Origin of the sequence: Sphingomonas sp. T1, from assembly GCF_902506585.1 — a bacterium.
Classification (GTDB): domain Bacteria; phylum Pseudomonadota; class Alphaproteobacteria; order Sphingomonadales; family Sphingomonadaceae; genus Sphingomonas; species Sphingomonas aerolata.
In genome coordinates, this window is record NZ_LR733875.1 from 1,963,489 (window position 1) to 1,986,742 (window position 23,254).

The 23,254-nt window shown below is 66.4% G+C and carries 28 protein-coding genes and 1 tRNA gene; 9 read left to right on the forward strand and 20 right to left on the reverse strand.

What is annotated here, in order from left to right; translation table 11 throughout:
* Window positions 1-71: 71 nt before the first annotated feature.
* The 6 genes from GV027_RS08840 to GV027_RS08865 form a co-directional block, all read right to left on the reverse strand.
* The gene (locus GV027_RS08840) at window positions 72-428 is read right to left on the reverse strand and encodes a dihydroneopterin aldolase (RefSeq protein ID WP_031395191.1); all 357 of its coding nucleotides are present in this window, start codon (window positions 426-428) and stop codon (window positions 72-74) included.
* On the reverse strand, window positions 421-1,194 hold the full coding sequence (locus tag GV027_RS08845) for an SDR family NAD(P)-dependent oxidoreductase (protein ID WP_159511629.1): 774 nt from the start codon (window positions 1,192-1,194) through the stop codon (window positions 421-423). Before GV027_RS08845 ends, GV027_RS08840 begins: the two co-directional genes overlap by 8 nt.
* A complete protein-coding gene (gene folE, locus GV027_RS08850) occupies window positions 1,191-1,817 on the reverse strand; it encodes a GTP cyclohydrolase I FolE (RefSeq protein ID WP_159511630.1) in 627 nt (208 codons plus the stop codon). The genes GV027_RS08845 and folE overlap by 4 nt, the downstream gene beginning before the upstream one ends.
* Before the next feature lie 173 nt (window positions 1,818-1,990).
* The gene (fghA, locus tag GV027_RS08855; RefSeq protein WP_159512829.1) at window positions 1,991-2,830 is read right to left on the reverse strand and encodes an S-formylglutathione hydrolase; all 840 of its coding nucleotides are present in this window, start codon (window positions 2,828-2,830) and stop codon (window positions 1,991-1,993) included.
* Entirely contained in the window at window positions 2,830-3,213 is a 384-nt protein-coding gene (locus GV027_RS08860; RefSeq protein ID WP_159511631.1) for a VOC family protein, read from the reverse strand. The genes fghA and GV027_RS08860 overlap by 1 nt, the downstream gene beginning before the upstream one ends.
* 11 nt (window positions 3,214-3,224) lie before the next feature.
* Window positions 3,225-4,331 carry an S-(hydroxymethyl)glutathione dehydrogenase/class III alcohol dehydrogenase gene (locus tag GV027_RS08865; RefSeq protein ID WP_031439099.1) on the reverse strand — a complete coding sequence of 369 codons (1,107 nt, stop codon included), beginning with the start codon at window positions 4,329-4,331 and terminating at the stop codon, window positions 3,225-3,227.
* A 118-nt stretch (window positions 4,332-4,449) separates the two neighbouring features.
* Between GV027_RS08865 and GV027_RS08870 the strand changes: the two genes are divergently transcribed.
* Window positions 4,450-4,653, forward strand: coding sequence for a DUF2945 domain-containing protein (locus GV027_RS08870; protein WP_031394798.1), 204 nt, complete (start codon window positions 4,450-4,452; stop codon window positions 4,651-4,653).
* 48 nt (window positions 4,654-4,701) lie between these two features.
* On the forward strand, window positions 4,702-4,962 hold the full coding sequence (locus tag GV027_RS08875) for an SWIB/MDM2 domain-containing protein (protein WP_031394799.1): 261 nt from the start codon (window positions 4,702-4,704) through the stop codon (window positions 4,960-4,962).
* A 181-nt stretch (window positions 4,963-5,143) separates the two neighbouring features.
* On the opposite strand, the gene GV027_RS08880 is transcribed toward GV027_RS08875, so the two are convergent.
* Window positions 5,144-5,220: transfer RNA gene (locus tag GV027_RS08880), tRNA-Arg, on the reverse strand.
* Between the two features lie 240 nt (window positions 5,221-5,460).
* Here GV027_RS08880 and GV027_RS08885 point away from each other — a divergent pair.
* From GV027_RS08885 to GV027_RS08895, 3 genes are all read left to right on the forward strand, one after another.
* Window positions 5,461-6,156 (forward strand): hypothetical protein, encoded by a 696-nt coding sequence (locus tag GV027_RS08885; protein WP_159511632.1) that lies wholly within the window; start codon window positions 5,461-5,463, stop codon window positions 6,154-6,156.
* Window positions 6,157-6,392: 236 nt separating this feature from the next.
* On the forward strand, window positions 6,393-7,325 hold the full coding sequence (locus GV027_RS08890; RefSeq protein WP_159511633.1) for a glycosyltransferase family 2 protein: 933 nt from the start codon (window positions 6,393-6,395) through the stop codon (window positions 7,323-7,325).
* An 82-nt stretch (window positions 7,326-7,407) separates the two neighbouring features.
* Entirely contained in the window at window positions 7,408-8,847 is a 1,440-nt protein-coding gene (locus GV027_RS08895; protein WP_159511634.1) for an oligosaccharide flippase family protein, read from the forward strand.
* 18 nt (window positions 8,848-8,865) lie between these two features.
* Here the strand turns inward: GV027_RS08895 and GV027_RS08900 are convergent, their stop codons facing one another.
* Genes GV027_RS08900 through GV027_RS21440 form a run of 4 tightly spaced genes read right to left on the reverse strand, consistent with a single transcriptional unit; the run spans window position 8,866 to window position 11,135 of the window.
* Window positions 8,866-9,297, reverse strand: coding sequence for a DUF1178 family protein (locus GV027_RS08900; RefSeq protein ID WP_159511635.1), 432 nt, complete (start codon window positions 9,295-9,297; stop codon window positions 8,866-8,868).
* Window positions 9,294-10,121 (reverse strand): carbon-nitrogen hydrolase family protein, encoded by an 828-nt coding sequence (locus GV027_RS08905; RefSeq protein WP_031439094.1) that lies wholly within the window; start codon window positions 10,119-10,121, stop codon window positions 9,294-9,296. Before GV027_RS08905 ends, GV027_RS08900 begins: the two co-directional genes overlap by 4 nt.
* A complete protein-coding gene (gene grxC, locus GV027_RS08910) occupies window positions 10,121-10,375 on the reverse strand; it encodes a glutaredoxin 3 (RefSeq protein WP_031396302.1) in 255 nt (84 codons plus the stop codon). The genes GV027_RS08905 and grxC overlap by 1 nt, the downstream gene beginning before the upstream one ends.
* A 31-nt stretch (window positions 10,376-10,406) precedes the next feature.
* Window positions 10,407-11,135 (reverse strand): ComF family protein, encoded by a 729-nt coding sequence (locus GV027_RS21440; protein WP_236559124.1) that lies wholly within the window; start codon window positions 11,133-11,135, stop codon window positions 10,407-10,409.
* A gap of 41 nt (window positions 11,136-11,176) precedes the next feature.
* On the opposite strand from GV027_RS21440, the gene GV027_RS08920 reads away from it, so the two are divergent.
* Window positions 11,177-12,049: a class I SAM-dependent methyltransferase gene (locus tag GV027_RS08920; protein ID WP_236559125.1), complete on the forward strand. Its 873-nt coding sequence runs from the start codon at window positions 11,177-11,179 to the stop codon at window positions 12,047-12,049.
* Between the two features lie 2 nt (window positions 12,050-12,051).
* Here GV027_RS08920 and GV027_RS08925 read toward each other — a convergent pair whose 3' ends face one another.
* From GV027_RS08925 to GV027_RS08955, 7 genes are all read right to left on the reverse strand, one after another.
* On the reverse strand, window positions 12,052-12,390 hold the full coding sequence (locus tag GV027_RS08925; RefSeq protein WP_159511638.1) for a hypothetical protein: 339 nt from the start codon (window positions 12,388-12,390) through the stop codon (window positions 12,052-12,054).
* Window positions 12,391-13,212: a transporter gene (locus GV027_RS08930; protein WP_159511639.1), complete on the reverse strand. Its 822-nt coding sequence runs from the start codon at window positions 13,210-13,212 to the stop codon at window positions 12,391-12,393.
* A complete protein-coding gene (xth, locus tag GV027_RS08935) occupies window positions 13,209-13,979 on the reverse strand; it encodes an exodeoxyribonuclease III (RefSeq protein ID WP_159511640.1) in 771 nt (256 codons plus the stop codon). Before xth ends, GV027_RS08930 begins: the two co-directional genes overlap by 4 nt.
* A gap of 6 nt (window positions 13,980-13,985) precedes the next feature.
* Window positions 13,986-14,324: an iron-sulfur cluster insertion protein ErpA gene (gene erpA / locus GV027_RS08940; protein ID WP_031394554.1), complete on the reverse strand. Its 339-nt coding sequence runs from the start codon at window positions 14,322-14,324 to the stop codon at window positions 13,986-13,988.
* Between the two features lie 88 nt (window positions 14,325-14,412).
* Window positions 14,413-15,636, reverse strand: a complete 1,224-nt coding sequence (locus GV027_RS08945; RefSeq protein WP_159511641.1) for a M23 family metallopeptidase — start codon at window positions 15,634-15,636, stop codon at window positions 14,413-14,415.
* A 249-nt stretch (window positions 15,637-15,885) separates the two neighbouring features.
* The gene (locus GV027_RS08950; protein WP_159511642.1) at window positions 15,886-16,350 is read right to left on the reverse strand and encodes a peroxiredoxin; all 465 of its coding nucleotides are present in this window, start codon (window positions 16,348-16,350) and stop codon (window positions 15,886-15,888) included.
* Window positions 16,343-18,952: a bifunctional [glutamine synthetase] adenylyltransferase/[glutamine synthetase]-adenylyl-L-tyrosine phosphorylase gene (locus GV027_RS08955; RefSeq protein WP_159512830.1), complete on the reverse strand. Its 2,610-nt coding sequence runs from the start codon at window positions 18,950-18,952 to the stop codon at window positions 16,343-16,345. The genes GV027_RS08950 and GV027_RS08955 overlap by 8 nt, the downstream gene beginning before the upstream one ends.
* A gap of 148 nt (window positions 18,953-19,100) precedes the next feature.
* On the opposite strand from GV027_RS08955, the gene GV027_RS08960 reads away from it, so the two are divergent.
* Window positions 19,101-19,283 carry a hypothetical protein gene (locus GV027_RS08960; protein WP_159511643.1) on the forward strand — a complete coding sequence of 61 codons (183 nt, stop codon included), beginning with the start codon at window positions 19,101-19,103 and terminating at the stop codon, window positions 19,281-19,283.
* 30 nt (window positions 19,284-19,313) lie between these two features.
* On the opposite strand, the gene GV027_RS08965 is transcribed toward GV027_RS08960, so the two are convergent.
* Both GV027_RS08965 and GV027_RS08970 read right to left on the reverse strand, forming a co-directional pair.
* Window positions 19,314-19,967, reverse strand: a complete 654-nt coding sequence (locus GV027_RS08965; protein WP_031439350.1) for a sigma-70 family RNA polymerase sigma factor — start codon at window positions 19,965-19,967, stop codon at window positions 19,314-19,316.
* A 344-nt stretch (window positions 19,968-20,311) separates the two neighbouring features.
* Entirely contained in the window at window positions 20,312-21,115 is an 804-nt protein-coding gene (locus GV027_RS08970) for a response regulator (protein ID WP_031394883.1), read from the reverse strand.
* 268 nt (window positions 21,116-21,383) lie between these two features.
* Here GV027_RS08970 and GV027_RS21445 point away from each other — a divergent pair, with 268 nt between their 5' ends.
* Together GV027_RS21445 and GV027_RS08980 are read left to right on the forward strand one after the other, a co-directional pair.
* Window positions 21,384-21,569, forward strand: a complete 186-nt coding sequence (locus GV027_RS21445; protein WP_146163677.1) for a NepR family anti-sigma factor — start codon at window positions 21,384-21,386, stop codon at window positions 21,567-21,569.
* Between the two features lie 11 nt (window positions 21,570-21,580).
* Window positions 21,581-23,251 (forward strand): sensor histidine kinase, encoded by a 1,671-nt coding sequence (locus GV027_RS08980; RefSeq protein ID WP_159511644.1) that lies wholly within the window; start codon window positions 21,581-21,583, stop codon window positions 23,249-23,251.
* Window positions 23,252-23,254 lie beyond the last annotated feature (3 nt).

Here is a 23,254-nt window from a genome sequence, read left to right on the forward strand (position 1 = left end):
AACGAGCCGGCTGCAGGATCGGCGCCGCTCATGGGCAACAAATGCGCCCGGTCGTGGGACTATTGCCTCCACTAGATCGCACGCTCCCGCACGATCCGGCACCCGATCGCGGCATCGGGGTAGATGTCGGTCTTCATCGTCTCGACCTCGACCCGCCTCACCCGCGCGTCACCCAGGCACAGCGCCGCAATCGCCTCGCACAGCGTCTCCTGCAACGCGAACGGACGCTCCGCCGCCATCGCCAGGATCCCGGCGCGGACGAAGTCGTAATCGAGCACCTCGCCGATCGCATCCTCGCCGAGCGGCCCCGGATACACGACCGTCATCTCGACCGAGACGACGACGCGTTGCGGCGCCACCTCGTGCGGATAAATGCCCAGCCGCATCATCACCTCGAGCCCGTCGAGGATCGTCGTGAACTCAGCCATTGCGCTCCCCATGATGCCGGTCGAACATCACGTCGCCGTCGCGCGCCAGAAACCGCTGCCCGCAATCGACGAACAGGTTCTGCCCGGTCACGCCCTTCGCACCCAGCAACCACGCGACTGCATCGGCGACCGCCCCCGCCCCGACCGGGCGCTGGAGCAGGTTGTCGCTCGCCACTGCCTCGAATTCCGCGGCAGTCTGGTCGCCGCTCCGCAGGGTCAGCCCTGGCGAGACCGCGTTGACGCTGATCCGGGGGCCCAACGCCTGCGCCAGCATCACCGTCGCCCCCTCCAGCGCGATCTTGCCGCAGCTATAGGAGAAGAAGTCGGGGTTGAGGTTGGCGACCTTCTGGTCGAGCAGATTGACGATCGCGCCGTCACGGACATCCTCCTGCGACGCCAGCGCCGAGGCGAGCAGCACCGGCGCGCCGCAGTTGATCGCGGTCAGCTCGGCGAACAGTACCGGGTCGACCGCGGGCGGCCGATCGAACGCGAACTTCGATGCGCAGTTGACCAGCCCGTTGATCGGACCGCCGATCGCGCCCCGCGCCGCCGCGAACAGATCGCCGACCCCGTGCAGATCGCTCAGATCGCCCTCGACCGCCGCCGCGCGGCCGCCGATAGCGACGATTTCGTCGACCAGCGCATCGGCTTCCTCGGGCGAATGCCCCTGATGCACGACCACCGCATGCCCGTCCGCCGCCAGCCGCCGGACGATCGCGGCGCCCAAGCGCTTCGCCCCGCCGGTGACCAGGACGGTTCGGATCATGCGCGCGCGCCCATCAGCGAGAGCACCTCCTTGCGGCTGCGCTCATCCTCGCGGAACACGCCCATCATCCGGCTGGTGACCATCGTCACCCCCGGCGTCCGCACGCCGCGCGCGGCCATGCAGGCATGCGTCGCCTCGATCACGACCGCGACACCCTGCGGCTTCAGCTGCTCCCAGATGCAGTCGGCCACTTCCGCGGTCAGCCGCTCCTGCACCTGCAACCGGCGGGCAAAGCCGTGCAGCACGCGCGCCAGCTTCGAGATACCGACGACATGGTTGCGCGGCAGATAGGCGATGTGCGCCTTGCCGATGATCGGCGCCATGTGATGCTCGCAGTGCGACTGGAACGGGATATCCTTCAACAGGACGATCTCGTCATAGCCGCCGACCTCCTCGAACACGCGTTCGAGATGCCGCGCCGGATCATCGCCATAGCCCGCGCAATATTCCTTCCACGCGCGCGCGACCCGACGCGGGGTATCGACCAGCCCCTCGCGCGTCGGATCGTCACCCGTCCAGCGGATCAGCGTCCGGATCGCCGCCTCGACCTCCTGCGGAACGATCAGCTTGCCATCCGGGCCGACGGCCGGCTCGGCATTGGCAAAAGGCGTTTCGGCGATCATCACAGCGCTCCATCATTCCGCCGCAGGACGGCGTGCAAGGTCCTCGGTACGAAAGCCCGACCGAGGTATCATAATATCGACAATATCGCAGCGGGCTCCCGCCCGCCGCGCGCCATGCGGCCGTGGGCGACCCGAACACAAGGGCCGCATCATATCGCTTGCGCTACGGCGTGTCAGGCGCGCCGCAGCCGTTCTGCATGCCAGGCGACATGATCCGGCATGAAGGTCGATATGAAATTATAGCTATGGTCGTACCCCGGCTGCATCCGCAACGTCAGGTCGATCCCCGCCGCCGTGCACGCCTCCGCCAACAGCGCCGGCTTCAGCTGTTCGTCGAGGAAGCCGTCGGCCTCCCCCTGATCGACCAGGATGTCGGCCACCCGCGCGCCATCGGCGATCAGCGCACAGGCGTCGTACGCACGCCAGTCGGCACGGTCCGGCCCCAGATAGCCCGTCAGCGCCTTCTCACCCCAGGGGCAGTGCAGCGGCGCAACGATCGGCGCGAAGGCCGACACGCTGCGGAACCGGTCGGGATTACGCAGCGCGATCGTCAGCGCGCCGTGCCCGCCCATCGAATGCCCGGTGATCCCCTGCCGCGTCATGTCCGCCACCGGAAACTCCGCCGCGATCAGCGCGGGGAGTTCGTCCTCGACATAGCGCTTCATGTTGAAGTTCGCGGCCCAGGGCTGCTCGGTCGCATCGACGTAGAAGCCCGCGCCCTGGCCGAAATCATAGGCGTCGTCGTCGGGAACCCCCTCTCCGCGCGGACTCGTGTCGGGCGCGATCAGGATCACGCCGTGTTCGGCACAGGCGCGGCGATACTCGCCCTTGTCCATGACATTGGCATGCGTGCAGGTCAGCCCCGACAGGAACCACAGAACCGGCAAGCGCGCATCCGGCGCGTGCGGCGGGACATAGACCGCGAAGGTCATGTCGGTGCCGGTCGCGGTCGACGCGTGGCGATAGACGCCCTGCGTGCCGCCGAACGCCATGCTGGTCGATAACGTCTCCATCATGCGACCCGGTGAGCGGCGCAGAGCTTGTTGCCCGACGGGTCGCGCAGATACGCCAGATACAGGGTGCGCCCCGCGGTGCCGTGCCGCACGCCGGGCGGATCCTCGCAGGCGGTGCCGCCATGCGCGAGCCCCGCGGCATGCCAGGCGTCCGCCGCCTCGGGCGAGGTCGCGACGAACCCCATCGTGCTGCCATTGCCGTGGGTGGCCGGCTGCCCGTCGATCGGCGGCGTGACGAGGAAGCGGCCGCCGGCGTGCGCGTACACGATCCGGCCCCATTCATCGATCACGCCTCCGGGCACGCCGAGTGCGCCCAGCGCGGCGTCGTAGAACGCCTTCGACGCCGCGATATCATTGGCACCCAACATGATGTGGCTGAACATGATTTCCCCCCTCAGTAGATCACGACGGAGCGGATGCTCTCGCCGGCGTGCATCAGGTCGAACCCCTTGTTGATCTCGTCGAGCGTCAGGCGGTGCGTGATCATCGGGTCGATCTCGATCTTGCCGTCCATATACCAGTCGACGATCTTGGGCGTGTCCGTACGTCCACGCGCGCCACCGAACGCGGTCCCGCGCCAGTTGCGCCCGGTGACGAGCTGGAACGGCCGCGTGCTGATCTCCTTGCCCGCCTCGGCCACGCCGATCACGATCGAGGTACCCCAGCCGCGATGACAGGCCTCGAGCGCCTGGCGCATGACGGTCGTGTTGCCGGTCGCGTCGAATGTGTAATCCGCGCCGCCGTCGGTCAAAGCGACGATATGCTGGACGATGTCGCCCACATCTTTCGGGTTGGCGAAATGCGTCATGCCGAAGCGGCGACCCCATTCCTCGCGGTCGGGATTGATGTCGACGCCGACGATCATCCCTGCACCCGCCAGTCGCGCACCCTGGATCACGTTCAGCCCGATCCCGCCGAGCCCGAACACCACGACCGTATCGCCGGGCTGCACCTTCGCGGTGTGGACGACTGCGCCGACGCCCGTCGTCACGCCGCAACCGACATAGCAGGAGGTGTCGAACGGCGCGTCGGGGCGGATCTTGGCCAGTGCGATCTCGGGCAGCACGGTGAAGTTCGAAAAGGTCGAGCAGCCCATGTAATGGAAGATCGGCTGGCCCTTGTAGCTGAACCGCGTCGTGCCGTCGGGCATCAGCCCTTTCCCTTGCGTCGCGCGGATCGCGGTGCACAGATTGGTCTTCTGGCTCAGGCACGACTTACACTGGCGGCATTCGGGCGTGTAGAGCGGGATGACGTGATCGCCGACCGCGACGCTGGTCACGCCCGCGCCGATCTCGCGGACGATGCCCGCCCCTTCATGCCCCAGCACGCTCGGGAAAAGGCCTTCCGAATCAAGTCCGTCGAGCGTGTACGCATCGGTATGACAGATGCCCGTGGCCATGATTTCGACCAGAACTTCGCCGGATTTGGGTCCCTCGAGGTCGAGCTCGACGATCTCGAGCGGTTTTTTCGCCTCGAAGGCTACGGCGGCGCGGGTCTTCATGCATGGGTCTCCTTGGTGGCGCATCAGATGAACCGCAGCCCCTGGGTCTGCAACCGCGGATCATGCAACAAAACCCGCACCTCTGCGCTTGATCGTTGAATATCAAGGAGATGGTGTGATGAAGGATCCGAAAAAGGGCGACGAGGTCACCTGGAAATCCCCCGGCGGCACCGCGCACGGCACGGTCGAAAAGAAGCAGACCAGCGACACGACGATCAAGGGTCACACCGTCCGCGCGTCCAAGGACGAGCCGCAATTCATCGTAAAGAGTGACAATGGCGGCAAGGCAGCGCACAAGGCGGGCGCGCTCAACAAGGCGTGACCACGCGTGCAGTGCCTAACGCACGCATGCGAACAGGAAGGAATGCTTATGGCTACAGCTCCCAAGACCGGCGGCATCCACGCCCCCGTCCAGCCCTCTCCCGAGCTCGGCGAGATCGTCGGTAACGACAAGCTCCCGCGCAGCGAAGTGATCAGCAAGGTCTGGGTCTATATCAAGGCCCACAATCTGCAGAACCCTGAGAACAAGCGCGAGATCCTCGCCGACGAGAAGCTGAAGAAGGTCTTCGGCCGTGACAAGTGCACCATGTTCGAGATGAACAAGTACATCTCGCAGCACGTCAAGGCCTAAGCCTGACCGGGACGCCAGGCGACGTTGCCACCTCCGCGGAGGGGTCAACGTCGCCTGATTGCTCCCCAACGCTGCGACCGGGCCGCGCCAGACGGCACCCCCCTGTCGCCAGCCAAGCTACATCCCTGACGCGTGTCGCGATGCCCGCAGGCGGCGGATCGCTTGATAATGTCGGTGGTGGTGGTGACCCCGAGTGGATTTGAACCACTGGCCCCCAGATTAGGAATCTGGTGCTCTATCCGGCTGAGCTACGGGGCCACGCACGCGACGTCCATACTAGCCCCATTCCCGTCGGTCCAGACTGCGCGCGTCCGTCGACGCAAGCGATTATGACGGCCAGACCCTGATCTGCGCGGCTGAAAGGCGGGCGAAAGCCGAACCGCGGACCTGCGCCCTGCCAAAACGGGCTAGGCCGCCGAAAAGGCGCATCATCCAAACCACCTATGCAACTGTTAACAAACGCATTACAGTTTTGTGACAGGGTAATTGGGGGCCGTGATGAAAACGATGATCGCCACGGCTGCAAGACCCATGCTGATCGGCCTGGGGGTCATTCTAGCGATCGACCTTGTCATACTCGGGATGTTCCTGCGCTGGGCCTATGTCGAGCACGCGAATGTGACGGAGAGCATGCTCTATGGTCAGCTGCTCTACTCGTCCGTCGACGGATCGTTGATGGAGATCTGGGGATATCTCAAGGAACTGACGATCATCGGCCTCGCGCTCTATGCGTTTCTCCACGCGAAGGAGCTTTTCTACGCGGCCTACGCGTTCCTGTTTCTGGTGGTACTCGCCGACGACACGCTGCGGCTTCACGAGCATATCGGCGCGGTACTGTCCCAGTACGCCGTGATCGGACCTCATGGCGAAATCCTCGCACAGGCAATCTTGTCCGGCATTCCCCTGGCGCTGACCCTGTTGGGCATGGTCAGGCTTGCTCGCGATCGCATCGCCCCCGCACTCATGCTGCTCTTCGGCTTCTGCGTCACCGCGTTCTTCGCCGTGGTCGTCGACAAGCTTCATGAGATGATGATCGGCCCCGGGCATTTTCAAACGATCAGCACGCTCGTCGAAGATGGCGGCGAACTGATAAGTCTGACGCTCATTCTTGCCATATGGGGGATTTTCGGCCGCATAATCGTCCCGCACGTGACGGGTGACATGATGCCGCACGATGCGCTTGAGGTTGCTTAGCGACGACCGAACCGCTCCACGTCGCTGACGCCGGGACACCGCCGCCTGTCGCCAATCGCGCGATTTTTCGTGACGCAGCGTGGATTTGACCTGTCCCGTCTTGACCTTGGTTAGCTGCCTGCGGTGTCTTGCAATTCGAGCGGACGTCCGCTTAAGGCCCGTAAAGTACGCATTTGGCGGCTCAATCCAGGACTTCGAAGATGCCAAATAGCGTTTCGCCGACGAGCGCAGTTCCGATGAATACGCCTGAGATCTGCGTCGTGATCCCGGCTTATCGTGCGGCGCAGTTCATCGGCAAGGCGATCGACTCTGCCCTGTCCCAGACCGACGTCGCGCTCGAAGTGATCGTCGTCGACGATCATTGTCCTGATGACACGCACGCAGCCGTGACGGCGCGCTATGGTCATGTCGCAAACCTCTCCGTGGTCCGGCTCGACCGGAACGGCGGCCCATCGGCAGCGCGCAATGCGGGATTTGCGGCGGCTCGCGCGCCGTGGATCGCCGTGCTCGATGCTGATGACGCGTTCGAACCCGGCCGGTTGCGGCACCTCCTCGACGTGGCCGGTGCGTTTGCCGCCGATATGGTTGCGGACAATGTGCGATTTCTGGACGAGGCCCAGGCGGCGTTGAGCCCACCGCAAATCCAGGCGATCCGGTCCGCCACCGAGATTGACCGTTATGCCTTCGTTGCGGCGGCCCGGCCGTTCAACCAGGACATGGACTATGGCTTGCTCAAACCGATGTTCCGCCGTCAGTTTCTCGAAGACCACGCTATTCGCTATGATCCGGCCATCCGCCATGGTGAAGACTTCAAGATGTATTTCGATGCCATGCTGTGCGGGGCAAAGTTCGTCATTACCCCGCAACCCGGCTATGTCTGGACGCTGCGCACATCGGGCAAAAGCCAGACGACCGTCGATTATACGGCGCAGATCGCGATGAGCGAATCGCTGGCGAAACGCTCCGACGTCGTCGATGACGGTCGGCTGGTCTCGCTATTGCACGATCGCCAACAGGCGCTTGGCCGGCTCGAGACCTTGAACGGATTCCGCCACGCGGTGCAGTCAGGCAAGCGCGTCCAGGCCATCCGGCTGTTCCTTGGACATCCCTTCATCGTGCGGCAATATGCCGGGCGCGCGATCAGGAAGGTCGCACGACTGATCCGCTAGCGCCGCCGCGCATCGCGTGCGCGCACGACCCCCGCCTTATACTTCGCAACGACAGTGATAGAGTGAGCCCGAGACGATGCGTATGCGCAAGTCAATTGGATGGATGGCCGGTTCTCAGGCAATATATTTCATACTCCAGCTGGTCAGCTCGGTCGTATTGGCGCGCATCCTCACCCCGTACGAGGTCGGCATTTTCGCTGTCGCCTTTGCGGCCAGCGGACTGATCTCCATCATTCAGTCGCTCGGATTGAACAATTATCTCATCCGCGAGAAGAATCTCACGGCAGAATTGTCGTCGACCGTCTTCAGCATCAATCTCGGCGTCGCAATCGTCCTGGCCTTCATCATTGCCGGGTTCGGCCTGGTGAGCGGTGCGGTCTTCAACGAGCCTGCGGTCCGGCCCGTGTTGTTCTGTCTGGCGATAATCCCGATCATCACGGCCGCCGGCTTCATGCCCCTGACGTTGCTCGAGCGTGACGGCGATTTCAAAGCCGTGTCGATCATCAAGATGCTGGCGACGGCGTCGGGCACGATCGCCACCGTAGCCTTCGCGGTCGCGGGCCAGAGCTATATGAGCTTTGCCTATGGCCAGATCATCGCCGCCTTGATCAGCACCGCGATGGCGATCGGCCTTGCGCCGCATCATGCCAGGGTCAAGGTCGGGTTCGACAACTGGCGCGACGTGCATCGGTTCAGCATCAACGTGCTCGCCACGCTGGGCATTTCCCGCGTCTTTTCGCGGTTGCAGGATATGGCGCTTGGCCGCTTGCTGGGATTGGCCGCGCTTGGCCTATATTCCAGGTCCGGCAACATTTTCAGCATGCTGTGGGACAGCGTGTTCCTGGTGATCTGCCGCATCATGTTCGTCGATTTTGCCGCGGGGATCCGCGCCGGCTTGCCGATCGGGCCGCGCTATCAGAACGCGCTGGCCCTGTTCACCGCGCTGATGTGGCCGACTTTCCTGGGGCTTGGCGTGCTGTCGGGGCCGTTCGTGCTGCTCATCTATGGCGCGAAATGGGTATCGATCGCGATGTGCCTGTCGATCCTGTGCGTCGTCGGCGTGTTCAATACCGCCATCGCGATGGCGTGGGATCTGTTCATCATCGCCGACGAAACCGGCCGTCAGGCACGCTTCGAGTTCGTGCGCAGCATCGTCGGCTTCGTCGTATTTTCGGCAGCCTGCTTCATCAGCATCGAGGCTGCAGCGCTGGCGAAGGTCATCGATGCGATTTTTGCCTGCGTGCTCTACATGCCGCATATCCGCCGGATCACGGACAGCCAGTACCGGGACATGTTCGCCATCTATCTGCGCAGCGGGATCGCAACCAGCGCCGCGATCGCGCCGGCGATCATCGTCATGGCCTGGCATGGCTGGGCCGCGACGACGCCGCTGGTCCCGATCGTCCTGGCCGTCGGCATCGGCATCGCCCTGTGGGGCATCGCGCTGCGGCTGCTGAAGCATCCGTTGTTCTTCGAGATCAAGTCCGCGCTGAAACCAGTGCTCGCGCGCGTTACGCGGTAAAGCCGGGCGACCCCATCTTTAGTTGATTGTATCGGGTGGCGTTACCGGCAGCGGCAGCGGTAGCACGGCGACGCCGTCCTTGACCAGCGCCCTGGCCTCGGCGAGGCTGGCCTGGCCGTGGATCGGCGCGGGGGCCTCGTCGCCGAGATGCATCGCGCGTGCGCGATCCGCAAAGGCGCCGCCGACCCACCGCGATGACGCGAGCAGTTCGGCCTGTTTCGATGCCAGCATCGTCATCATCGCCTTCATCCGCGCAGGCGTCGGGGCGTCGGCCACGCGGTTGCCCTTGCCCGAGACGGCCGGCGCCATCACCGCCTTCGCCACCTCTGCATCGCCGCAGAGCGGGCATTCGACCTGTCGGGCTGCGCGCTGCGCCTCATAGGCCGCGCTCGAGCCGAACCACGCCTCGAACACATGCCCGGTGCCGCATTTCAGGTCGAAGACGATCACCGGATCACAGCCACGGAAGGGATCGGCCGCCGATGATCGAGCGCCGGGATTCGCGCGCGGACATCCGTCACGCTGTCCGGGCTGATCTCTGCAAAGCCGAGCCCTGCCGCCTCGCCCATGTCGAGCACGACCGTGCCCCAAGGATCGATCACCAGCGAATGGCCATAGGTCGCGCGACCATCGGCGTGGACGCCGGTCTGCGCCGCGGCGACGACGTAGGAGGCCGATTCGATCGCCCGGGCGCGGAGCAGGACATGCCAATGCGCTGCCCCCGTCGGCCTGGTAAACGCCGCCGGGACCGAAAGCACCGTCGCGCCGGCATCGCTCAACGCGCGGTACAGGTCCGGAAAGCGCAGGTCATAACAGATCGATGCGCCCAGCATGCCGACCGGCGTCTGCGTGACGATCGCCGCATTCCCCGCGGCATAGGCCGCGGATTCACGCCAGCTTTCTCCCGTCGGCAGATCGACATCGAAGAGATGCAGCTTGTCGTAGCGCGCGCGGATACTGCCCGCCGGATCGATCACGAACCCGCGATTGGCAAATCGCCCGTCTGCCCGGCGGACGGCGAGCGAGCCGACATGCACCCAGATCCCCGCCTCGGCCGCAGCGGCGCAGACACGCGCGAGCACCGGGTCGTCCGCTTCGGCCACGATCGACGCCGCGGCCCGTGCGCGATCGCGGTCGATCAGACCCGACATTTCCGGGGTGAACAGCATCACCGCGCCCTGCCCTGCCGCCGACCGGATCGCAGCGACCAGCGTGGCGGCATTGACCGCGGGATCGATCCCGCTGGTCATCTGCAGAAGCGCGATGCGGGGCATCAGGCCAGGAGCGGGTCGAGCCCACCCCGGGCATCGAGCGCGGCAAGGTCGTCCGACCCGCCGATATGCTTCCCGTCGATGAACACCTGCGGCATGGTCATGCGACCACCCGAGCGCTCGACCATCTCCTTCTTCTTCGGCCCGCCCATCGTCACGTCGAACGTTTCGGGTTCGACGCCCTTGGCGGCAAGGAGCTTCATCGCCCGCGTGCAATAGGGGCAGAATTGTTTGATGTAGATTTCAACTTTAGCCATTATTTTCAGGTGTGGTCTGACCGCGCGCTTGTCAATAATTGGTGTCGTCCAGAACACGCGCCCAGCACAGGATCGTCACCGATTCCGCCCCCGCCGCGAGCAGCGCGCCCGTGCACGCCGCGCTCGTCGCCCCGCTCGCATAGATGTCGTCGATCAGCACGACCGCCCTGCCGCGCAGCCGGTCGCGCCCGCCCGCCGCGACGGCGAAGGCGCCCGCCACCGCCTTGCCGCGCTGACGCCTGCCGAGCCCGCGCAGCACGGTCGTCTGCCGCGTCCGGACGAGGACATTCAGGTCGGCGGGCACGGCCGACAGGCTCGCGAGCGTCGTTGCGATGAGCGCCGCCTGGTTGAACCCGCGCGACCAGAGCCGCCAGCGGTGCAGCGGCACGGGCACGATCAGCGCTGCCTGCTCGGGCATGAGCCGGTGCATGGCGCGCGCCATCGTCGCGGCGAACGCGGTTCGGCCGCCATATTTCAGCCGCAGCGCCAGGCCGCGTGCCACCGGTCCATAGGCGACCGCGGCGCGGACGCCCGCGTGACGCGGCGGCTGGGTGAGGCACGCGGCGCACAATGCGCCCTCGCCGCGATCATGCGCAAAGGGCAGGTTGCACGCGGCACACCAGGGCGGACCGAGAAAGTGCAGGCCGTTCCAGCAGCTTGCGCAGAATCGATGGTCCGCCGCCACCGGACTGCCGCAGCCGGGGCAGCGCGGCGGCAGCGCCAGCCGGATCACCGCGCCAATCGGATCGAGCAACCGCATCCGCCCTTGTCGTCAAAGCATGCAGACGGCACAAGCGCGGCGTGCAGATCCCAGACCCCAGCCAAGGCAGCGCCCCGGAAATCTTCGACCGGGTCGCCCGCCGCCAGCGCCGCGACCGCGCGCGTGCCGCCTATGCCGACGCGGATTTCGTGCGCGCGACGATGCTCGACGGGATCGCCGAGCGGCTCGATGCGGTGACGCGGGACTTTGCCGACATTCTCGATCTCGGATGTTTCGACGGCGCGTTCGTCGCGCCCCCGGGAGCACGGGTCGTACGCTGCGATGCGGGCCATGGCTTTGCCGCGCACGCGGGCGGCGTTCAGGCCGACGAGGACCGGCTGCCCTTTGCCGACGCATCGTTCGACCTCGTCGTCAGCGCGGGCGTGCTCGACCAGGTCAACGATCTGCCTGGCGCGCTGTCGCTGATCCGCCGCGTGCTGCGGCCGGATGGACTGTTCCTCGGCGCGTTCGTCGGGGCGGGGAGCCTGCCGTCGCTCCGCCAGGCGTTGCGGGTGGCGGAGGCGGAGCGACCCGCCGCGCGGCTGCATCCGCAGATCGACGTCCGTTCGGCGGGCGATCTGCTGATGCGCGCGGGCTTCGCGCTGCCGGTGGCGGACATCGAGACTCTGAACGTCGGCTACCGCGATGTCGGGCGACTGCTCGGCGATCTTCGCGGGATGGCGGCGACGAACGTACTCGCGGGGCGCAGCGCGCTCGGTCGTCAGGCGCTGGCGGGGCTCGCACAGGCCTTTGCCGATCTCGCCGACGCGGACGGGCGGACCGCTGAGCGGTTCGAGATCATCTTCCTCACCGGCTGGTCGCCCGCCCCGTCACAGCCCAAGCCGGCGCGACGCGGCAGCGGTACCGCCTCGCTCAGCGATGCGCTGCGGACCCGGCCACGCGACCCGGCCTGAGCCTAACGGGCGGGGTCGGCCGCTCGGCGACCCAGACCGAACGGGATGCGCAGCGTGACCACCGCCCCGGATCCGGTTGCCCCCGGCAGCGTGCTCTGGACCGCATGGACCTTGCCCGTCCCGCCGCCCGGCAGCCGGAACGTCATCGGCGCGTCGGGCGCGTTGACCGGCGGCGTGGGGAGCCGTGCAAGACGCTGGTCGGTCGGCCGGCCACAGACGACGATCTCGCCACCGGGCGGCGTCACGGGACAGGGGGTCGCCGCCCGAGCGACCGGGGGGCGAAGTTCGCGCGGCAGCGGGGGGCCGGCGACGGCCTGCAGTCCGATCAGCACCGCGATCATCTAGAACCTCCGCGCCACCCCCGCATATAGCCGCGCGTCGGGGGTATCATGGGTCAAGCCCGCCGCCCCGAAAATGTCAAACTGAAGATCGTGGCCCACCATCCAGGCAAGCGAGAGCGCGGCCAGTGCCTGGGTGCTGCGGCCGGCCGGGTCATCGTCGCGCAGCGCCTGCAGCTCGGCGTTCAGCGTCACCGCCTTGTCGAGCGTGAAGGCGAGGCCGACCGCGCTGCTATAGGCCAGGTGCCGGCCATGCCCGTCATCGTCGACCGCGGCATCGACTTCGGGTGTCAGGTCGAGCGACACCGTGTCGGACATTTCGAATGTCACCGGCAGCAGCAACCCGCTGCCCCAGTCGCCATCACCGACCGGCGAACGGCCGACGGGAAGCGTCACGAACGGCAGGACGGCGATCGACAGGCCCTTGCCGTCGGGATGGCTCAGGCTGGCCTTCATGCTCAGTGACACGTCGCCGATACGGTCCGCGACGTCGATCCCCGTTGCGTCGCGCGTCCGGTCATGGCCGAACGGCGTCCATCCCACCCGTGCCTCGACCGTGTCGCTGACCCCGACCCGGACCAGCGTATCGGCGATCAGGACATTGTCCTCGCGCGAGCCCGCCCCGTCGTCGCGCGTCCAGTCGGCGAGCGCGGTTTCGACCGAGACGCGGCCTTTTTCCATGGTGCAGGCGGGCGTGTCGATCCCCGGGCGTTCAGGGCAATAGTCCCGCTCCTGCGCGCGAACCTGGGTCGAACAGGCCAGCAGCAGCGTCGCCAGCACACCCGTGGCAAGCCGTGTCGCAGGCCGCCCCGCCAATGCGTTCATCGCAGGCGGACCCAGGTCGGGGCATGATCGCTCGCCTTTTCGCGACCGCGATAGGCCTTGTCGACACCGGCATCGATCATCCGGTCGGCCGCCTGCGGGCTGAGCAGCAGATGATCGATGCGGAAGCCCGCGTCGCGCTGCCACGCGCCCGCCTGATAATCCCAGAAGGTCCACACGCCCCCCTTGGGGAACTGCGTCCGAAGGGCATCGGTCCAGCCCTGCCCGAGCAACGCGCGATAGGCGCTGCGGCTTTCGGGCTGCATCAGCGCATCGTCCTGCATCCGCGACACCGAAAACGTGTCGTCGTCATTCGCGATCACGTTGTAATCGCCCGCGAGGATGGCGGGTACCTCCTCGGCCAGCAGCACGCGCGCGCGCGCCGCGAGCCGCGTCATCCAGCGGAGCTTATAGTCGAATTTCGGACCGGGCTGCGGATTGCCATTGGGCAGATACAGCGCGGCGATCACCAGCCCGTCGACCTCGGCCTCGATATAGCGGCTGTGCTCGTCCTCGGGCTCGCCTTCGAGGCCGCGTTGCCGGACCCTGGGGGTCTGGCCCTTGGCTAGGATCGCCACGCCGTTCCAGGCCTTTTGCCCATGCCAGACAACACCGTACCCCGCCGCCTCGATCTCCGCGGCCGGAAAGGTTTCGTCGCTGGTCTTGAGTTCCTGCAAACAGACGATTTCGGGCTGCTCTTCGGCAAGATATTCGAGCAGCCGCGGGAGACGGGCCTTGATCCCGTTGATGTTGTACGTGACGATCTTCACCGGGCGTCAGACCGAAAAGCTCGAGCCGCAACCGCAGCCCGAGGCTGCATTGGGATTTTCCACGCGGAACGCCGCGCCGGCGAGCGACTCGACATAGTCGACCGCGCAACCGCGGACCAGGTCGATGCTGACGCTGTCGACGACCAGCCGGACGCCGTCGCGTTCGGCAACCACGTCATCCGCCTCGGCCGCATCGGCGAACCCGAACTTGTACTGGAAACCAGAACAGCCACCGCCATCGACCGAAAGGCGCAGGATCGCCGGCTTGCCCTGTCGGGCAGCAATGGCGGCGACGCGCGCCGCAGCGGAGGGGGTCAGGATGATGTCGGGAGCCAGGGTTGCCATGGTCCCGAGATAGGCGGTCCCGCTATCCGCGGCAACCTCACCCTGCCGCGGAGGATCGCGGACAGGGCTTGATAGAAAACCGTGCGATTCAGTCCTGCGCTGCCGGACCGTCGGTCGAGACCGGGATCGCACCGACCGAGCGATCCTGCGCGGCGAGCAGGTAGTCGGCGGTGGTGAGGAACGGGATCGGGTTCACGGCATGACCGTCGATCCGGACTTCATAATGAAGATGCGGGCCGGTCGAGCGGCCCGTCGAGCCCATCAGCGCGATCAGCTGGCCGCGCGTTACGCGGGCATTGTCGCCGACGAGGATCTTCGAGAGATGGCCGTACCGGGTCGCGATGCCCTTGCCATGATTGAGCTCGACAAGATTGCCATAGCCGCCCTGACGACCGGCATGCGAGACGATGCCGTCCGCCGTGGCGTAGATCGGCGTGCCGACCGGACCCGGAATGTCGACGCCGGCATGCATCGCGGCAGTCCCGCGGAACGGATCCGACCGGATGCCGAAATTGCTGGTGAAGGATAGCAGATGAACCGGCTGGACCGAAGGGATCGCGATCACCCCCTGCTGCAGCGTGTCGAGCTTCTTCCAGGTCTGGAACAGCGTGCGGAACTGGGCGTCGGCGCGGACATCGGCCAGCGCCTCGGGGCTGTCGGCGGCGACCAGCGGTCCGCCCATGGCGGCCTGCTTGCTCGCTTGAGTGCGCTTGGCGGCAGCAGCGACGCGTTCGGGACGCAGGCCGAGCTTGCGCACGGTGTCCGTGGTGTCGGCATAGCGCTGATCGAGAACCGACTGCGCCGCGTCGGCGAGAACGCGCTGGCGGCCCTCGACCTTGACCAGCGGCTTGACGACATCGGCCGCCAGCGCGTCGGGCGCGGGGTCGATCGCCAGCGTCGCCAGCGCCATCGCCTTGGTGTCGCCCTTGCCGGTCAGGGCGGCGGTGATCAGCTGCTGGCGCTGTTCGACGCGCGCGGCATGCGCTGCGGCGGTCTGGCGTATGGTCGCGACGCGCGCCTGCATCTGACCGATGCGGCGCTCCATCTGCGCGACCTGGAGTTCGGAATCGGGTGCGGCAACGACGCCGGTCGCGGCTGCGGCGCCATAGGCTGCCTGCGCGGCACCATAGCCGGAAAAACCGAGCGTCACGGCGCTGAGTGCCGCCATCGCCGCCTGCTTCCGGCTGCCCAGGCGAACCCGGCGGACCGAGTGGCCGTCGTGAACCGTCAGGTCCCGCGCGGCGAAAAGCGTCTTGATACGAAAGGCTGCGCGGTTGGCTAAGGCTGCAGCGGAAACGGTGATATCGACCATTGGTCCCCGACAAAAAACAGGAGCCGGATCGCAAACGGGCCCGGCGCCAAGACTCTGTCCTGAACCGCAGCCCCTCCGCGTCCCAGACAAGTCAGGATGTGTGCCGATTTGACCCACTTCGGCAAGAGCTTCGTCGCCAAGTTGGGGTGGACCGGGACGCGCGTGCGTTGAGCCGTTGAAACCAAATGGTACCGGTAAAAAGGAATCACCCCGCCAGGGGACGCCGCGCCCTGCCCCGTGGAACGGTCTTTATTGCGGGGTCAGCGCCTTGGCGGCAGCAAGAACGGCCTCGGCATGGCCGGGGACCCGGACCTTGCGCCACGATGTCGCCAGTCGGCCGTCCGCGTCGAACAGGAAGGTCGCGCGCTCGATCCCCATATATTTGCGGCCGTACATCGCCTTCTCGACCCAGACCCCGAAGCCCTCGCAGACCGCGCCATCGACGTCGGTCGCCAGCGAAACCGTCAGACCGTGCTTGGCGCTGAACTTGGCATGCGCGGCGGGCGTGTCCTTCGACACGCCGAGCACGCCGACCCCGATCTCAGCGAAGGCCGACTCGAGCGCGGAAAAGTCCTGCGCCTCGCGCGTGCAGCCGGCGGTATCATCCTTGGGATAGAAATAGACGACCAGCGGGCGCGCCAGCGTCGTCAGCGCAACGGCCGTGCCATCGGGCATCGTCACCGCGACGTCCGGGATCATCGCACCGTCATCCATCCTGCTCTCCTGTCAGTTCGTGCCAGAACGCGGTCACCTGTTGCCGGACCTCGGCAAGGCCCGCAAGAACCGCAGGCCAGTCGTGCAGCCCGAGCGCCCGCGCGATCAACGCCTGGGTCGGCGGGCCGGGCGGCGCCGCGTCGGGCGCGACGAGCCGCAGCGTCACGAGCAACCGGGTTAGTATATCATGCGCGGCGAGCATCGTCGCGGGCATCCGCCCTTCGGTGACGAGCTGCGCGATCGCACGCCCCAGATTGGCATCGAAGCCGCTGCGCTCAACAAGTTGTACCACATGCGTCGCAAATTCCAGATCGACCAGACCACCCGGTAGAAGCTTCGCGTCGAGCGGCCCCTTGGCAGGCTTGTGCGCGGCCATGTCGGCGCGCATCCGCGTAGCATCGCCGACCACGTCGCGCTCGGTCCGCGCACCGGTCAGGACATCGGCGATCACCGCGGACAGCGCCGCTCTGGCGGGCGCGGATCCGAAGACCGGCCGCGCCCTGGTCAGCGCCATATGCTCCCACGTCCAGGCCTCCTCATGCTGATAGCGTGCGAAGCTGTCGAGCGTCACGACCAGCGGCCCCTGCGCACCCGATGGCCGCAGCCGCGTATCGATCTGATAGAGTGGCCCGGCCGCGGTCGCGACCGACAAGGCCGCGGTCACCCGCTGCGCGAGCCGGTTGTAATAGAGCGTCGCGCCAAGCGGCTTGGCGCCATCCGACTCGGCGGTGAAATCGCCGGTGAAAAGGTAGACGAGGTCGAGATCGGACGCATGCGTCAGCATCGCGCCGCCCATCCGGCCGAGCGCGAGGATCACGAGCTCGCTGCCCGGTACCTGGCCATGGACCTCGGCAAAGCCGCGAATCGTCGCCTCCGCCAGCACCGCGATCGCCGCCTCCGCCACGCGCGCATAGCCCGCCGCAACGTCGAGCGGATCCGACGTCCCGGCGACGATCTGCGCACCCAGCGCAAAGCGCAGTTCGCCGACCACACGCCGGACGTGATCGAGCCGCCCCTGATAATCGAGCCCCGCCTCGCCCGCGCGCATCCGGTCGATCAGCGCGTCGACCGCCGCGACCGGGGCGAGCGCGGTCGCATCGATCAACCCGTCGAGCAGCGCGGGGCGCCGCGCCAGTTCCTCCGCCAGCGTCGGCGCGTGGCTGAGGATCGCCGCGAGGAGCGTGGCGAGCGCCGGTCGTGCTTCGAGCAGTCGGAATACGTTGATCGCGCTCGGCAGGCGCTCGAGCATCGAATCAAGTCTCAGCATCGCGGCCTGCGGCTCGGGCGCGGCGGCCAGCGCCGGGACCAGCGTCGGCAGGACCGCCTCGAGCGCCGCCTGCGCGGCACTGCTACGCAGTGCGGGATAGGCCCCTGCCCGCCACGCGGCGATCCGCTGGCGCGCGGGTTCGGGTTCGGCAAATCCCGCCTCTGCCAGCTCGGCGTCGAGCCGCGTCGGATCATGCGAAAGCCCGGATGCCGCGCCATCGTCGAGCGCGTCGTAGATCCGCCCGGTCGCCGCGACATGCGGGGCGAGCAGCGCCAGCAATGCCGCGCTGCCGTCGAGCCCGTGCAGCCACGCCACTCGCTCGAGCGCATCGCCGGTCGGCAAGGCATGCGTCTGCCGGTCGTCGATCATCTGCACCCGGTGCTCGATCGTCCGCAGCAGCGTGTAGCTGTCGATCAGCGCGCGCGCCTCATCTCCGCCGATCCACCCCGCCTCCGCCAGCCGCGCAAGTGCGACGCGGGTGGCCGGCGCGCGCAGCGCTGGATCGCGACCACCATGGATCAACTGATGGATCTGCGCAAAGAATTCGGCTTCGCGGATCCCGCCGCGGCCGCGCTTCAGGTCGTAACCCGGCCCGAAGGCCTGACCCTGCGCATGATGATCGCGGATCCGTCGCGAGATGCCGCGAATCTCGCCGATCGCGCCGAAATCGAGCGCGCGCCGCCAGACGAACGGGCGGACCGTGTCGAGGAACTGCCTGCCGAGCGCTATGTCGCCCGCCGCGGCGCGCGCGCGGATGAAGGCGGCACGCTCCCAGGGAAGCGCCTGCGCCTCGTAATAGCTGATCGCCGCATCGATCGGCAGCGCGATCGGCGTGATCTCGGGAGACGGCCGCAGGCGGAGGTCGACGCGCAGCACATAACCGTCGCCGTCACGTGCTTGGAGCAGTTCGACGACGCGCTTGCCGATCCGCACCGCGGCGGCTTCGGGTTCCTCGCGTGGCCGCAGCGGCAGCGTTGCCGGATCGTAGATCAGGATCGGATCGATATCCGACGAGTAATTGAGTTCGCCACTCCCCTGTTTACCTAGCGCGATCGCGGCGAACCCGCGCGCTTCGGCGCCGGGCGTGCGTTCTTCGATCGCGGTGCGGATCGCCGTGTCGAGCGCGTGGTCGGCAAACCCGGTAAGCTGCTGCGTCACAGCGGTGAGATCGAACACCCCCGCGAGGTCACCGATCGCGACCCTCAGCGCGAGCGCACGCCGTTCGAGGCGGAGGCGTCGTGCGACCGGCATGTCGAGATCGAGCGGCACGGGGTCCGGATCCAGTCGCCCCTCCTCCAGCGCGGCGGCAAGGACAGGCTCGCGGTCGAGGAGCATGGCGAGGAAGGGGGACCAGCGTCGCGCGCGCTGCGTCGCGGCGATGATGTCCGACGCCCGATGCGCGTTACCCAAGCCACACCCCACAATTCTTTTATAAAGTCAAGCCAGGGCAGCAACAAAAGCTCTTGAGGCTCGTTGACCCTGCATGACCCATCTGCACCCGACTATTCGCCGTGACCAGACCGATCATCTGGTCGTTCGCGCGCCTCGCAAGACGGATGCGATCGGCCAGTCGCTGCGCGGTGCGTTCGATCGCGACTCCGGAATGCCCGACGAGTTCATGTCTTTGCTGCGTGAACTCGACGTCATGTCGCCGCGACCGCACTGATCCAAACGCTAGCCGCGGCGGGCGTCTATTTCACCGCCCGCGGCTCAGTTCCTCGACATCGCCCATGATCGAGTCGAGTGCCGTCTTCGTCGTGTCGGTTTCATGATCGCGACGCGACGGCAGCGATCCATCCGTTAGAATGGTTTCGAGCGCAACACGGCCACGCGCAACCCGGCTCTTAATCGTGCCGACCGCCACGTTGCAGATTTCCGCCGCCTCTTCGTACGCGAACCCGCCCGCGCCGACGAGGATCAACGCCTCGCGCTGCGGTTGCGGCAGATGCATCAATGCACGCTGCATATCGCCCAGCTCGACATGCCGGTCCTGGCTCGCGGGTGCCGCAAGGATGCGATCCGCCACCAGATCGTCCCACTCACCCTTGAAGCGGGCGCGGCGCATCTGTGACAGATAGAGGTTGCGCAGGATGATGAACGTCCAAGCACGCATGTTGGTACCAGCTTGGAAGCGCAGTCGTGCGGCCCACGCCTTCAGCAGGGTCTCCTGCACCAGGTCGTCCGCAAGGTCGCGGCTGCCCGACAGCGACCGCCCGAACGCACGCAGGTGCGGAATCACCTGGGCAAGCTGGACCTTGAACTCGGCATCGGAAAGCGAGACGTGCTCAACGGGCGCGACCTGAGGCTCGGCGCCGTCGACTTCGTCGTCACGCTGGGCGGGCTGTACCATGAAATTCCGATCGTTCCCGAATGACGACCGCCGCCCAGAGGACGGCGATCTTGAGCATACGAACCGGCATCAGCCGCTCCGCCACGCCACGCATATGCTATCGAATGACGAGAAATGCAAAAATGGCGATAACCAGGACCAGTGATATCACAAGGATATAGCGGGTCATATGCGGTGTTGCGCCGGCGCGGGCGTCTTCGCCGGCGACGTGGATCTGCTCTTTTGGGTCAACCATGAGACTGAAACCCCCGAAAGCCGTTTTGGGTCCGTAACTATCAAAAACTTGATGCCGGCGTTGCTGACGATATCGTCGACGGCAACCCCGGCCCAAGTCTAGCGGCGCATCAGGCGCCGGGAACGGTCGTCTGATCGAAGAACAGTGCCTGGCTGATTGCCGCCTTCACTGTCGAGCGCTGGAACGGCTTGGTGATCAGGAAGGTGGGCTCGGGACGTTCACCGGTCAGGAGACGTTCGGGGAACGCGGTGATGAAGATCACGGGAACCTCGAATTCGGCCAGGATGTCCTTGACCGCGTCGATACCCGAACTGTCGTCTGCCAGCTGAATATCGGCGAGCACGAGACCCGGACGCTCTTCCATCGCAAGGGCCACGGCCTCGTCGCGGGTCACCGCGACACCGGTCACGTCATGACCCAGGTCGCGCACGATCGTCTCGATATCCATCGCGATGATCGGCTCGTCCTCGATGATCAGGACGCGCGCGCGGGTCTGACCTTCGATTTCCGCCAGTGCTGCGGCGACGAGCTCTTCGACCTCGTTCGCATCGACGTCGATCAGATAGGCCGCGTCCTCGGGCGTGAAACCCTCCATCGCGGTCAGCAGCAGCGCCTGACGCGACAGCGGAGTCATCCGCGACATACGTGCGCGGGCAACTGCGGCGTGGCCGTCGGTATCGCCGACACCCTCGTCGCCCATCTCGTCATAATTCGCCGACGACCAGATCGCCTGGAACATCCGATAAAGACCGAGACGCGGATCGACGTCCTTCGGGAATTCATCCGGCGCCGCGACGATCGCCTCGAGCGTCGCGCGAACATATTTGTCGCCATGACTCTGGCTGCCGGTCAGGGCCCGGCCGTAGCGCCGCAGAAAGGGAAGATGCGGTGCGAGTTGCTGTCCAAGCGACATGGGTATTGGTAACTCCCTGATCGTTACGCCGGCCCGGTGAGGACGACGATACTAGAATATGACGCGACCGACCGATTGCCAGACCCTCGGAACCTTTTGGCCCGACGCCCACGACAATATCGATTTTTCGCTCGAACAGGGAACTAACGAGAGGCTATTTGGTTTCACGGACAATCACCGCGAGTGTATGACGCAGGTCTAGCTGTGTCATGTGCCGCCCGCGGCTTATGGTAAACATCATCTTACGTGCGTCGTGCAGGGGGAAATTTTGAGTTTGGGCCACGACACGCAGAACGAAACTCCCGCCGGCACTCCCGCTGGCAAGGGCACCGGCAAGCCGCGCGACACGGCCCGCGATCGGCAGATGGGAACGGCATTGCGGTCGGTCTATCAGCAGACCGTCGAGGAAGCCGTTCCCGACGAGTTTCTGGCGCTGCTCGGCAAGCTGGACTGAGGGCGGGCCGCATGGCCTCGCCAACCGGTTCCGTGAGCAAATCCGGCACCCCGTCACCTGCCGTCCCGGGCTCCACAGAGACCCCGACCGACACCAGCTCCGTTGACGCCGATGCGACAGCGGCTCGTCCACCGTCGCAGATCGCCACCGCGATCGGGCGTCTCCCCACCGGGGCCAAGCTTTTCCTGATCCTCAGCGCAGCGCTTCTGCCGCTCGCGCTGATCGCGATCTTCGCGACCCTGCAAACGACGCGTGTCGCCGATGCGGAAGCCCGTGCACGGTTGCGGGTCGCTGCGGCAGAAAGCGCACGATCGATCGCCATCGAACTGATCGGTGACATGACCGCGTTGCGCGTCGCGGTGAACGCGCTGGGCTTCGACCCGGCCGATGCGCCGAGCTGCGCCCGCGCACAGGGCGTGTTCGCGCAGCAGGCCTCCTCGGGTACGCGATTTGTCATCACCGACCGCGCCGGCCGCGTGTTGTGCGGGCGCGCGCTGCCCGAAGCCGTCGCGCTGGATTCGACCAGCAATCCCGTTGCCGCCGCGATCGTCCCGAACCGCGGCCTGGTCCTCGCGATCACCGGCCCCGGCGGCGAGACGTCGGCACGCGCCTATTTCCCACAACCCTTCCTCGAACGGATCGGCCGGCCGTCCAACCAGACCCTGGAATTCAACAGTGCGCTGATGCTCGGACAGGACGCGCTGCTCCTCGAATCGATCGACGACGAGGCACCGCTCGACCGGCTGGAGACGATGCGTACGGACCTTGGCGTCGCGGGCCTTGCGCTGCGCACCAGCATCCGCAGCGCACCGATTACCTCGTCGCTGATCATCGCGCTGCTGCTGCCGCTGCTGATGTGGGCGGCGGCAGCGGGGATCGGGTGGTTCGTCGTCGACCGCCTGCTGATCCGTCCCTTGCGGCAATTGCGCGCCGCGGTCGCTGCGTTCACGCCGGGCGAGGTCATTGATACCGGCACCGTCCGCACCATACCCGCGCAGGAGATCCGCGAGCTCGGCGATACGTTCCAGGTCATCAGCCGGACCGTGGCGGCGCACGAAGCGGGCCTGGCGGCCGGGCTCGTGCGACAGACCAAGCTGACGCGCGAAGTGCATCACCGGGTGAAGAACAACCTCCAGGTGATCTCCAGCCTGATCAACTTCCACGCCCGCAGTGCACGCAGCGCCGACGCGACCGAGGCCTATTCGTCGATCCAGCGCCGGGTCGATGCGCTGGCGGTCGTGCACCGCAATCACTTCGCCGAGCTCGAGGAAAATCGCGGGCTCAACATGCGCACGATGCTGGGCGAGCTGTCCGCCAACATCCGCGCCACTGCCCCCGATCGCTCGCATGGCCTTGGCATCACACTCGACGTCGCTCCGTTCCTCGTCAATCAAGACGTTGCCGTGGCGGTCGCGTTCCTTGCGACCGAAACGATCGAGCTGGCGATGACCTGCGATCCTTCGGCACAGATTCGCGTATCGATCCAGCCGGGCGCCACGCCCGACCGCGCAGTGCTCCGCGTCGTCTCGCGGGCGCTGATCGAGAGCGACGCGCTGCGCGAGGCAGCAACGCGCTATGGCCGTGTAATGGAAGGCCTTTCGCGCCAGTTGCGCTCGGCGCTCCATCATGACCCGCTGGTCGGCGCCTATGAGATCGCCTTTGCCGTCATCGGTCGCGATTAGGCA

Coding starts and splice junctions, on each gene's coding strand:
- GV027_RS08955 (WP_159512830.1), bottom strand. CDS start 18,952: ATGCTCCTCGACCGCGAGCCTGTCCTTGCCGCCGCGCTGGAGGAGGGG.
- GV027_RS08925 (WP_159511638.1), bottom strand. CDS start 12,390: ATGATCGCGGTGCTGATCGGACTGCAGGCCGTCGCCGGCCCCCCGCTG.
- erpA (WP_031394554.1), bottom strand. CDS start 14,324: ATGGCAACCCTGGCTCCCGACATCATCCTGACCCCCTCCGCTGCGGCG.
- fghA (WP_159512829.1), bottom strand. CDS start 2,830: ATGGAGACGTTATCGACCAGCATGGCGTTCGGCGGCACGCAGGGCGTC.
- GV027_RS08905 (WP_031439094.1), bottom strand. CDS start 10,121: ATGCCCCGCATCGCGCTTCTGCAGATGACCAGCGGGATCGATCCCGCG.
- GV027_RS08875 (WP_031394799.1), top strand. CDS start 4,702: ATGGCTACAGCTCCCAAGACCGGCGGCATCCACGCCCCCGTCCAGCCC.
- GV027_RS08895 (WP_159511634.1), top strand. CDS start 7,408: ATGCGCAAGTCAATTGGATGGATGGCCGGTTCTCAGGCAATATATTTC.
- GV027_RS08965 (WP_031439350.1), bottom strand. CDS start 19,967: ATGGTACAGCCCGCCCAGCGTGACGACGAAGTCGACGGCGCCGAGCCT.
- GV027_RS08945 (WP_159511641.1), bottom strand. CDS start 15,636: ATGGTCGATATCACCGTTTCCGCTGCAGCCTTAGCCAACCGCGCAGCC.
- grxC (WP_031396302.1), bottom strand. CDS start 10,375: ATGGCTAAAGTTGAAATCTACATCAAACAATTCTGCCCCTATTGCACG.
- GV027_RS08865 (WP_031439099.1), bottom strand. CDS start 4,331: ATGAAGACCCGCGCCGCCGTAGCCTTCGAGGCGAAAAAACCGCTCGAG.
- GV027_RS08980 (WP_159511644.1), top strand. CDS start 21,581: ATGGCCTCGCCAACCGGTTCCGTGAGCAAATCCGGCACCCCGTCACCT.
- GV027_RS08930 (WP_159511639.1), bottom strand. CDS start 13,212: ATGAACGCATTGGCGGGGCGGCCTGCGACACGGCTTGCCACGGGTGTG.
- GV027_RS08885 (WP_159511632.1), top strand. CDS start 5,461: ATGAAAACGATGATCGCCACGGCTGCAAGACCCATGCTGATCGGCCTG.
- GV027_RS21440 (WP_236559124.1), bottom strand. CDS start 11,135: ATGCGGTTGCTCGATCCGATTGGCGCGGTGATCCGGCTGGCGCTGCCG.
- GV027_RS08970 (WP_031394883.1), bottom strand. CDS start 21,115: ATGTCGCTTGGACAGCAACTCGCACCGCATCTTCCCTTTCTGCGGCGC.
- GV027_RS08870 (WP_031394798.1), top strand. CDS start 4,450: ATGAAGGATCCGAAAAAGGGCGACGAGGTCACCTGGAAATCCCCCGGC.
- GV027_RS08890 (WP_159511633.1), top strand. CDS start 6,393: ATGAATACGCCTGAGATCTGCGTCGTGATCCCGGCTTATCGTGCGGCG.
- GV027_RS08845 (WP_159511629.1), bottom strand. CDS start 1,194: ATGATCCGAACCGTCCTGGTCACCGGCGGGGCGAAGCGCTTGGGCGCC.
- folE (WP_159511630.1), bottom strand. CDS start 1,817: ATGATCGCCGAAACGCCTTTTGCCAATGCCGAGCCGGCCGTCGGCCCG.
- GV027_RS08960 (WP_159511643.1), top strand. CDS start 19,101: ATGACCCATCTGCACCCGACTATTCGCCGTGACCAGACCGATCATCTG.
- GV027_RS08860 (WP_159511631.1), bottom strand. CDS start 3,213: ATGTTCAGCCACATCATGTTGGGTGCCAATGATATCGCGGCGTCGAAG.
- GV027_RS08950 (WP_159511642.1), bottom strand. CDS start 16,350: ATGGATGACGGTGCGATGATCCCGGACGTCGCGGTGACGATGCCCGAT.
- GV027_RS08840 (WP_031395191.1), bottom strand. CDS start 428: ATGGCTGAGTTCACGACGATCCTCGACGGGCTCGAGGTGATGATGCGG.